The sequence below is a fragment of the Hamadaea sp. NPDC051192 genome (assembly GCF_040682475.1).
In the GTDB taxonomy this organism is placed as follows: Bacteria; Actinomycetota; Actinomycetes; order Mycobacteriales; family Micromonosporaceae; genus Hamadaea; species Hamadaea flava.
In genome coordinates, this window is the sequence record NZ_JBFBAZ010000097.1 from 21,381 (window position 1) to 30,105 (window position 8,725).

Consider the following 8,725-nt stretch of genomic DNA (forward strand, 5'->3'; position numbering starts at 1 on the left):
AGTCGATGGAGTTCACGCGCCGGGTCACACGGAGGCCGTAGCCGGCTCAGGAGCCGCCGCCGTCTCCACAGTGGATCGCGTCAGACGGCGCGAGCCCGCGACCGCCAGCGGAGTGACGCTCGCCCCGAGCAGCACGATCGCGCAGACCACCAGGACGGGGTCGTAGCCGAAGGCCGCGGCCAGCGGACCGGCCAGGGCGTTGCCGAGCGGCATGGCCAGGAACGAGGTCAGCATGTCCCAGGAGGCGACCCGGGCCAGCCGGTCGTGCGGGATGTGGTCCTGCAGCGCAGTTTCCCAGGCGACCGAGAAGAACGCGAGGCCGGCGTACCCGACGACGGCGCCGGCCGCGACGGCGGTGAGGACGCCCGGCCACACGTACACCAGGACCCAGACCGGCATCAGCATGAGGGTGAGCCAGCCGGCGCGCAGCAGCCGCCGGGGTTTGAAGCGCATGCCGACGGCCGCGCCGACCACGCCGCCGAGTCCTTCCGCCGCCGCGACGAGACCGGCCGCGCTCGCGCCGCCGAGCCGCTCGATCGCCAGGACCTGGATCAGGACGAGGACCACGCCGTTGGCGATGTGATACACCGTCGCCGCCAGTACGCCCACCAGCAGCCAATCGCGCCGCCGGATCTCCAGCCAGCCCGCGCTCAGTTCGCGCAGCATCCCCTGCCGGGGCGGCCGCGTGACGCGGGCCCGGATGAGCAGCGCGGTCACGGTGGAGACCGCGAAGCTGAACGCGTTCACGGCGAAACCGGTCGTCGCGCCGAACCGGGCGACGACGAGACCGCCCAACGCCGGCCCGATGACGGCGCAGGTGGTCTGCAGGAGACTGAGCGTCGCGTTGGCCGACTGCCGCCGATCGACCGGAACGAGCATCGGCTTGAGCGAGGTGAACGCGGGCCCGAAGAACGCCCCGGCCCCGGCGGAGATCGCGGCGAACGCCATGACGAGCGGCAACGAGTAGTGGCCGGTGCCGAACACGAGCGCGATGCCGGTCGCGGCGACGGCGCGGACGACGTCGGAGAGGACCATGACCCGCTGAGGCTGCATCCGATCGGCCCAGACGCCGCCGAAGAGCGTGCCGCAGAGCATGGCGACCACCGAGGCCGCCATGACCAGGCCGAGGTCGCCGGCGCCACCGCCCGCGAGCAGGATCGCCACCGCGAGGGCGACAGTCTGGAAGCCGTTGCCCAGCCAGGACAGTCCTTGCCCGGCGGCGAGCAGCCGGAAGTCGCGGCTCATCTGTTTCATGCCGCGTAGATTAGTTCACCGTCGAACTATTCGACAACTAATTATCAGACACCACCCAGGCGGCCGGCGGCCTGCCATCATGAACTCCATGACCGCACCGGACCGGACAGCCGACCGCGACGCCGCCGACCACCACGTCGCCCGCTGGGCCGACTACCTCCGGGACGACCCGGCCTTCTCCCCCGAGGTCGAGGCGGCGGTGATCCGGATGGGTCACATCCTGCGCCGGATGCGGCGAGACGACGTCGCCGCGTTCGCCGGCTCGGAGTTCACCATCGAGGACTACAAGACGCTGCACGCGCTGATGGTGCAGCCGTATCCCAACGAGGCGACCCCGGGGCAGCTGGCCGAGGCCACCGCCGTCACACGTGCCGCGATGACCAGCCGGCTGGACCGGCTGGCTGGCGCGGGGCTGATCACCCGCGAGAGCGAGCCGAACGACCGCCGCCGCGTGCTGGTCCGGCCCACCGCCGCCGGGCGTACGGTGTGGCAGCGGCATCTGACCGAAGGTCTGGAACGGGAGAACAGGCTGCTCTCCGCGCTGACCGGAAAGGAATTGGTCCAGCTCAACACCCTGCTGCGCAAGGTGATGCTGTCGCTGGACGAGTAAGGCTGCTGAGGATCGGGGCTCAGGCGTGGGCGGCTGCCATCTGACGGCAGGACCGCTCGCATTCGCGGCAGGCGTCGGCGCAGCGCTGCATCTGCACGTCGTCGCCGAACGCGTCGCACGCCGCCGCGCACTGCCGGCAGACGTCGGCGCACAGGGTGCAGATGGCCGGGTGGAACTCCGAGGACCGGGCCATGAAATCGGCCGCCATGCGGCACATGTCGGCGCAGTCCGTCAACAGCCGGATGTGCGCCGCCTCCGCGTGCTGCCCACCCTGCTGGAGGCAGTAGTTGATGGTCTCCTCGCAGATCCGGTGACACTCCAGGGCCGCCGAGACGCCCTGCGCCATCGTGCCGTTGTCGTGGTGCAGATCCATGATCAGGCACTCCCTCGTCGGGTGTCAGGTCAGCCCTCACCGTATGACAGGCTGGTGAAGGCCGCAGCCGATCGAGCGAGGACGACATCGATGTACATTCCGACTCATTTCGCCGCAGACGACGCAACCGTCGGTGAGCTCCTGCGGCATCCCGGCGCGGCCGATCTGATCACCGCGACCCCGGACGGGCTCGTCGCGACGATGCTGCCGTTCCTCTACGACCCGGCCGCGGGCGAGCACGGCGCGCTGCTCGGGCACGTCGCGCGTACCAACGATCAGTGGAAGCTGCCGGTCCTGGGCGAGGCGCTGGTGATCGTACGCGGGCCGGACGCGTACGTGTCCCCTTCCTGGTACGCCTCGAAGGCCGAACACGGCCGGGTCGTGCCGACCTGGAACTACGTGACCGCCCACGTCTACGGCGACCTCGTCGTCCACGACGACGCCGAGTGGGTGACCGGGCTCGTCCGGCGGCTGACCGACCACCACGAGGCCGGGCGGCCGCACCCGTGGTCGGTGGACGACGCGCCGGCCGCGTACGTCGCGGGCCAGGCGCGCGCGATCGTCGGAGTGGAGCTGGTCATCCGCCGGATCGAGGCCAAGGCCAAGCTCAGCCAGAACCGTTCGGCGGCCGACGTCGCCGGGGTCGTCGGCGGGCTGGAGAGCCAGGGCGACGCCGTTGCCGCGGCTGCGATGCGTACCCACAACGGGCTGTGACACTGGCCCTGAATCTGTCCAGTCACTGCGTGTTCGCGCCGGTGCGCTCCGGCGGAGTCTGCGCTGCCGGAAGCACCTGCGGCGGGCGTTCCGTCTCGATGAGGGCCGGGAAGCCGTCGCGCCGTCCATAGACGACTCCGGCCAGCCCGGCCCCGGTCAGGACGGCGGCGACCACCGGAAGCGCGCCGGTTCCCCAGGCGGCGAGGACCTGCCCACCGAGCAGGGCCCCGCCGCCGATGCCGATGTTGAACGCCGAGGCGTTGAGCGCCGACGCCGTGTCACCCGCCTGCGGCGGAGCGGCCCGCAGAATGGCCGCCTGCACCAGCACGGCCAGCCCGTTCAGGGCGAGCCCGGCCGCCATGATCCCCACGACGGCGAGCGCGGCGCCGTCCGGGACGACACCGAGGAAGACGAGCGCGCCGGTGAGCAGGCCGCCGCCGGCCAGCATCGCCAGCCGGGGTCGCCGGTCGACCAGCATCCCGGCCAGGAAGAGGCCGACCGCTCCGGCGACGCCGTAACCGAACAGCGCCGGGCCGAGCGCCTGCTCGGAGATCCCGGCGGCCTGCAGGAACGGCGAGATGTAGGTGTAGAAGGCGAAGTAGCCGAGCATCGTCAGCGCGGTGGTGATCGCGACGACCGTCACCGACGGCGTCCGCAGTACGCGTACCAGGCTGGTCTCGGTGGCAGTGACCTCGCCCGGCATCGGCGGCAGCAGCCGCGACGCGGCCAGGGCGACGAGCGCGGTCGCGGCGGAGAGCGCGAGGAACGACGCCCGCCAGCCGATCGCGACGCCGAGGCCGGTCCCCAGCGGCACCCCGACGAGGACGGCCACCGTACCGCCGCTGAACACGACGGTCACCGCCCGGCCGAGCCGCTCCGGTGGGACCAGCCGCGCCACGTATCCGGCGACCATCGCCCAGAACACCCCGTGCGCGAGCCCGCCGAACAGGCGCGCGGCGACCGCGATCGGGTAGGCCAAGCTCACCGCCATCAGGACGCTGCTTCCGGCGTACGCGATGAGGGTGCCGACGAACAGAGCACGCCGCGGCAGGCGGGCGGTCGCCCGGCCGAGCGGCGCGGCGAACAGCGCCACCATCAGGGCGTACCCGGTGACGAGCAGGCCGACCGACGACTCGCTGACGCGCAGGTCGTGGCTGATGGAGCTGAGCAGGCCCATGGGCAGCATCTCGGTGGTGACCGAGAGGAAGGTGCCGGCCGCGACGAGCAGGAGGCTGGCCAGCGGCCAGGGGGCGGGCCGGGGGGTGTCTGCCATGGTCGCGACGGTATCCGGGCGGGTGGGCGTCGATTTCGCGGGGGCTCGTTCGTATAGCAGGTGAGACGGTGCGAAAGGGTGGTCACAGATGAACGAGACTCGCGTGGTGCTGGACGGGCGGGGCCTGGTGGAGTCCCCGCGATGGCACGGCGACCGGCTGTACTTCTCCGACTGGTCGGCGGGCGAGGTCGTCGCGACCGACCCGGCGGGCCGGAGCGAGGTGGTCGCCCGCGTCGCGTCGTTGCCCCTCTGCACAGCGTGGCTGCCGGACGGCCGAATGGTGATCGTCGACTCGGCAGCGGGCCGGCTGCTCGTCCGCGGCGCGGACGGCTCGCTGGCCACGTACGCCGACCTCGGCCGGCCGGGCTGGAACGACGTCGTCGCCGACGGCCGGGGCAACGTCTACGTGAACCGAGGCGATTTCGACCCGATGGCCGGCGAGCAGGCCCGGCCGGGCTGGGTGGCGCTGGTGACCCCGGACGGCGAGCTACGCCAGGTCGCCGACGACGTCCTGTTCCCCAACGGGATGGCGGTGACGGCGGACAACTCGACGCTGATCGTGGCCGACTCGTTCCGCAGCTGTCTGCTGGGGTTCGACATCGCCGGGGACGGCACGCTCGCGAATCGGCGGATCTGGGCCGAGCTGGGCGACGGCGCACCCGACGGCATCTGCGTCGACGCCGAGAACGCCGTCTGGTACGCCGACGTGCCCAACCGCCGATGCGTACGCGTGGCCGAAGGCGGCGAGGTCCGGCAGACGATCGGCCTGGACCGCGGCGGATTCGCCTGTGCGCTCGGCGGGACGGCCGGAACGACCCTGTTCATCACGGCGGCCGTCTGGCAGGGCATGACCGAGACCGAGATGGTGCGGCCGGGCAGCGGCCAGGTGCTCGCCGCCGAGGTGGCGGTGCCGGGCGCCGGATGGCCGTGAACTCCGCTACGCTGCCGCGATGGTCACGTTCCTCACGGCGCTGAGCGGTCTGGCGTGGACGATCGTCTACCTCGACTCGATCCGGATCGGACTGAAGCAGCGCACGTACGCGATGCCCCTGGTCGCGCTGGGTTGAACATCGGCTGGGAGTGGATCTACGGCCTGCACGGGCTGCTCGACGGCCTGTCGTTGCAGGGCGTGGTGAACGTGGTCTGGGCGGTGGCCGACGCCGTCATCGTCTACACGTATCTGCGCTTCGGCCGCCGCGAGCTGCCCGACTTCCTGTCCGGGACGATGTTCGCGGCGTTCAGCGTACTGGTGTTCGCCACCGGGTTCCTGGTGCAGTGGATGTTCGTCGTCGAGTTCGACTGGCACCTGGCGTCGCGGTATTCGGCGTTCCTGCAGAATCTGCTGATGTCCGGGCTGTTCGTGGCGATGTTCGCCGCCCGGCGAGGCGTACGCGGCCAGACGATGACCATCGCCGTCGCGAAGTGGATCGGGACGCTCGCGCCGACGATCGTCTTCGGCGCCTATGAACATTCCGCGTTCATCCTGACGCTGGGCATTCTGTGCAGCGCGTTCGATCTCGTCTACATCGGGCTGTTGTGGTGGGCGCGGCGACAGCCGGCCTTCGCGGCCGCCCCCACATCCGTACCCGCCGATCGGCTGATCGGGGTCAACTGATGATCAGCATCAACTGAACAGCCTGACCCCGCCCCGGCGGGTGTCAGGTGCGGCGCAGCGCCCGCAGCGCGCCGGCGAAGCCGGTCACGCCGTCGCCGAGCGCGCCGAAGAACTCGCGGTCGCACGCCTCCACCGCGACGATGGCCCGGTTGACCAGGACCCGGCCCTCGTCGGTCGCCGCGATGGCCCGCGCCCGGCGATCCTGCGGATGCGGCGGGCGGTGCACGAGCGCTCGCGCCTCCAGCGCCCGCAACACCTGCGAGGTCATCATCGGATCGGTGACCGCCATGTCGGCCAGTGCCCGCTGGGTGACCGGGCCCGCGTCCTGCAACCAGGTCAGCGTCGCGAGCAGGACGAACTGCACATGCGTCAGACCGAACGGCTTGAGCGCGGCGCGGATGGCGGCCTGCCACTGGTTGGTCACCTGCCAGAGCAGGAGCCCGGGGCTCTCGTCGGCACTGTGGAACTCGGTGTCCAGACCGCTCACGAGTGATCCGCCATGGCGGACCGAGTCTTCGCGAAGTCCGCCATGGCGGACCGAATCTGCGTGAAGTCCTCTTGAGTAAGCTCGACCAGGCCTCGGCGCAGCTGGTTCCCCCAATTCCGCTCCCGCGTCAGGGCCAGGTCGAGATCCATGATCCGAGTCTCGCGAGCATCCTCCACGTAGGACACTCTACGACGCCACGGCCGGAAGTCCCCCTCGTCGGCCTGCCAGATCTCGCCGTCGGCGACCTCGCCGATCGCGGTGAACGCCTGAAGCGGCGTACCGCCTCGGAGGCTCGTTCTGGGCGAGTAGTAGACCAGCCAGTCCCCCGGTGACAACCGCGCCAGGCCGTCGCGCCGGCCGTGCCCGAGCTGAGCGATGCCCAGTCCGGTGCCACGGCGTACGTGGTCGCGGCAGACGACGCCGAGCCAGAACCTCATGCCGCCACCTCCGTCCGGGAGGTGCAGACGTCGTTGAGCCGGTCAAGGTCGGCCTGCAGGCTGGCCCGGATTCCCTTGGCCAGGATGAGCGACCAGACGAACGACAGCGGGCCGCCGAGGGTCACCTCGACGTCGACCGTCGTCCGCCCGTCGCGGTCGCGTCCGACGAGGTGGCGGAAGGTCAGCTTCGCCCCGGCGAGCAGTGAGACGTCGGTGAACTCGCGACCGGGTTCGAGGGTGGCGACGACGAACTTCACCTCCGGCCCGCCCTTGGGCTTCAGTACGCCGGTCGCCCCGGCGCGGAAGGGACCGTCGAGCCGGACCCAGGCGGTGTCGGTGTTCCATTCCGGCCAGGTGGCCATGTCGGCCCAGCGAGCGAAGAACTCCGCGGCGGGCGCGGACGACGTGATGCGAGCAGTGGCTATCGTCTTCACAACAAATAGTATGCGCGCTTAGTATCTTGTGGTCAAGCGCGCCCGGTCGGGTGCCCCCTCGGCCGGTCAGGCTCGTCCGGTCACGCTCTTCCGGTCACGCCGTCCCTGGTGAGCCGCCAGGCGCTCCCGGCGGAGGCCCCGTCCCCCGTGCACAGCAGCCAGTCCGCAGCGACGCGGCAGGCACGGGCGCTGCCGAGGTCGGCCACGGCCCGAACGTGGTCGCCGTCCACCACGCCGAGCCAGGCCCGGCCGGTGCGTCTGGGCTCGTAGACGGCGTACACGCGGTCGCCGACCGCGCCGGCGGCCCGCCACACGCCCAGCTCCACCCGAGTCTCACCGGTTTCGGCGTCCACGAGCACCGCGGCGGTCGAGCGAGCGGGGATCAACGACAGGAGAACGCCGTCGGCGGCCGGAAGCTGAGCGCCGATCCACTCGCCGTCCCGCCGCCAGACGGTTCGCCCCGAGGCCGGGTCGGCGGCGGTCACCTCCCCGCCGAGATTCAGGCACATCAACCGGCCGCACCGCAGGTCCCCGACAGCGTCCGGCGAAGCGTTCGACGCCACCGTGGTCACCGCCATCACAGCGGTCGGGTCGGCCCCTGCGGTGGCGAGCCCGTAGGTCAGGGTTCCGTCGCCCGAGCGCAGCACCAGGACACTCGACGACCCGGCCGCGAGAATCGGCATGGCGTCCAGCGTCAGCGAGCCCAGCGGCGTGGATCGCCCGGTCGCCGTGTCGAGCAGGCCGAGTCGCACGTGCCCGTCCGGGCCGCCGGGCCCGTCGGCGCCGGTACCGTCGGCGACATAGGCCCCGACCAGGACCTGACCCGAATCGGTGTACGCCGGATAGGGCTGGCTTTCCGGGTCGTGCCAGATGGTGCCGCCATCGCCAAGCCTCAGCCCCACGAGGCCGGTGGCGTCCTCTACCACCAGCACACCCGGCGTGAACGTACCCGGGATGGCCAAGCCGAAGTGCTCCCAATGCTTGGCCCCGCTGACGCCGTCGAGGGCGACGATCAGACCCGGCGTGGTCACCGGCGATTGGCCGGTGCCGACCCGGATGGCCTGCGGGGTCATCACGAGCACCAGGTCACCGGCGTCGCGCAGGTCCACGATCGGCCGCCCGGACTGGTACGCCCACAGCTGCTGCCCGGTGACGAGCGAGTACGCCCGCAGTTCGAAGTCCCGGCCGGTCACGACGTACGCCCGGGTGCCGGAGACCAGCACCGTGCCGTCCGCCGCGACCGCGGGCAGCCGGATCGGCGCGACCGCCGGTACGCCCGGAGCAGCGGCCGCCTGCGTCGCGAGCACCAGCGTCAGCAGCGCTCCCCCGAGAACCGGCGTACGCCGCCGGCGCAGCGCCGCGCGTACGGCTGACAGCCGGCCGGGTCGCTCCTCGGCCGGCGGGGGCGGCGACGCATCCAGATCGATCAGGGTCATGCCGATACAACGCGCTGGCCCAGCAACCGCGTTGCCCATCGCGCGCGGTGGGTTGATCGGGTGCGTCTGGGCGGCCGTCCCACCCCTGTGAC

The 8,725-nt window shown here is 71.5% G+C and carries 11 protein-coding genes; 4 read left to right on the forward strand and 7 right to left on the reverse strand.

Annotated features, from left to right (window positions below; all coding sequences use genetic code 11):
* Nucleotides 1-24: 24 nt before the first annotated feature.
* Nucleotides 25-1,254, reverse strand: coding sequence for an MFS transporter (locus tag AB0M47_RS30325; protein ID WP_363420064.1), 1,230 nt, complete (start codon nt 1,252-1,254; stop codon nt 25-27).
* An 88-nt stretch (nt 1,255-1,342) separates the two neighbouring features.
* Between AB0M47_RS30325 and AB0M47_RS30330 the strand changes: the two genes are divergently transcribed.
* A complete protein-coding gene (locus AB0M47_RS30330) occupies nt 1,343-1,864 on the forward strand; it encodes a MarR family transcriptional regulator (RefSeq protein WP_363420066.1) in 522 nt (173 codons plus the stop codon).
* A gap of 19 nt (nt 1,865-1,883) precedes the next feature.
* On the opposite strand, the gene AB0M47_RS30335 is transcribed toward AB0M47_RS30330, so the two are convergent.
* The gene (locus AB0M47_RS30335) at nt 1,884-2,237 is read right to left on the reverse strand and encodes a four-helix bundle copper-binding protein (RefSeq protein WP_363420068.1); all 354 of its coding nucleotides are present in this window, start codon (nt 2,235-2,237) and stop codon (nt 1,884-1,886) included.
* A 90-nt stretch (nt 2,238-2,327) separates the two neighbouring features.
* On the opposite strand from AB0M47_RS30335, the gene AB0M47_RS30340 reads away from it, so the two are divergent.
* Entirely contained in the window at nt 2,328-2,951 is a 624-nt protein-coding gene (locus AB0M47_RS30340; RefSeq protein ID WP_363420070.1) for an FMN-binding negative transcriptional regulator, read from the forward strand.
* Nucleotides 2,952-2,973: 22 nt separating this feature from the next.
* Here the strand turns inward: AB0M47_RS30340 and AB0M47_RS30345 are convergent, their stop codons facing one another.
* The gene (locus AB0M47_RS30345) at nt 2,974-4,224 is read right to left on the reverse strand and encodes an MFS transporter (RefSeq protein WP_363420072.1); all 1,251 of its coding nucleotides are present in this window, start codon (nt 4,222-4,224) and stop codon (nt 2,974-2,976) included.
* Between the two features lie 88 nt (nt 4,225-4,312).
* Here AB0M47_RS30345 and AB0M47_RS30350 point away from each other — a divergent pair, with 88 nt between their 5' ends.
* Both AB0M47_RS30350 and AB0M47_RS30355 read left to right on the forward strand, forming a co-directional pair.
* Nucleotides 4,313-5,155, forward strand: coding sequence for an SMP-30/gluconolactonase/LRE family protein (locus tag AB0M47_RS30350; RefSeq protein ID WP_363420074.1), 843 nt, complete (start codon nt 4,313-4,315; stop codon nt 5,153-5,155).
* Nucleotides 5,156-5,287: 132 nt separating this feature from the next.
* Nucleotides 5,288-5,839, forward strand: coding sequence for a hypothetical protein (locus AB0M47_RS30355; protein ID WP_363420075.1), 552 nt, complete (start codon nt 5,288-5,290; stop codon nt 5,837-5,839).
* A 43-nt stretch (nt 5,840-5,882) separates the two neighbouring features.
* On the opposite strand, the gene AB0M47_RS30360 is transcribed toward AB0M47_RS30355, so the two are convergent.
* From AB0M47_RS30360 to AB0M47_RS30375, 4 genes are all read right to left on the reverse strand, one after another.
* Nucleotides 5,883-6,326, reverse strand: a complete 444-nt coding sequence (locus tag AB0M47_RS30360; protein WP_363420077.1) for a MarR family transcriptional regulator — start codon at nt 6,324-6,326, stop codon at nt 5,883-5,885.
* Nucleotides 6,323-6,763 (reverse strand): EVE domain-containing protein, encoded by a 441-nt coding sequence (locus tag AB0M47_RS30365; RefSeq protein WP_363420079.1) that lies wholly within the window; start codon nt 6,761-6,763, stop codon nt 6,323-6,325. The genes AB0M47_RS30360 and AB0M47_RS30365 overlap by 4 nt, the downstream gene beginning before the upstream one ends.
* Nucleotides 6,760-7,197, reverse strand: a complete 438-nt coding sequence (locus tag AB0M47_RS30370; RefSeq protein WP_363420081.1) for an SRPBCC family protein — start codon at nt 7,195-7,197, stop codon at nt 6,760-6,762. The genes AB0M47_RS30365 and AB0M47_RS30370 overlap by 4 nt, the downstream gene beginning before the upstream one ends.
* Nucleotides 7,198-7,277: 80 nt before the next feature.
* The coding region (locus AB0M47_RS30375) for a PQQ-binding-like beta-propeller repeat protein (RefSeq protein WP_363420083.1) at nt 7,278-8,725 on the reverse strand (1,448 nt) is incomplete at its 5' end.

Bases quoted from the DNA above. Each gene is read 5' to 3' on its own strand.
- AB0M47_RS30325 (WP_363420064.1), bottom strand. From the start codon at position 1,254: ATGAAACAGATGAGCCGCGACTTCCGGCTGCTCGCCGCCGGGCAAGGA.
- AB0M47_RS30330 (WP_363420066.1), top strand. From the start codon at position 1,343: ATGACCGCACCGGACCGGACAGCCGACCGCGACGCCGCCGACCACCAC.
- AB0M47_RS30335 (WP_363420068.1), bottom strand. From the start codon at position 2,237: ATGGATCTGCACCACGACAACGGCACGATGGCGCAGGGCGTCTCGGCG.
- AB0M47_RS30340 (WP_363420070.1), top strand. From the start codon at position 2,328: ATGTACATTCCGACTCATTTCGCCGCAGACGACGCAACCGTCGGTGAG.
- AB0M47_RS30345 (WP_363420072.1), bottom strand. From the start codon at position 4,224: ATGGCAGACACCCCCCGGCCCGCCCCCTGGCCGCTGGCCAGCCTCCTG.
- AB0M47_RS30350 (WP_363420074.1), top strand. From the start codon at position 4,313: ATGAACGAGACTCGCGTGGTGCTGGACGGGCGGGGCCTGGTGGAGTCC.
- AB0M47_RS30365 (WP_363420079.1), bottom strand. From the start codon at position 6,763: ATGAGGTTCTGGCTCGGCGTCGTCTGCCGCGACCACGTACGCCGTGGC.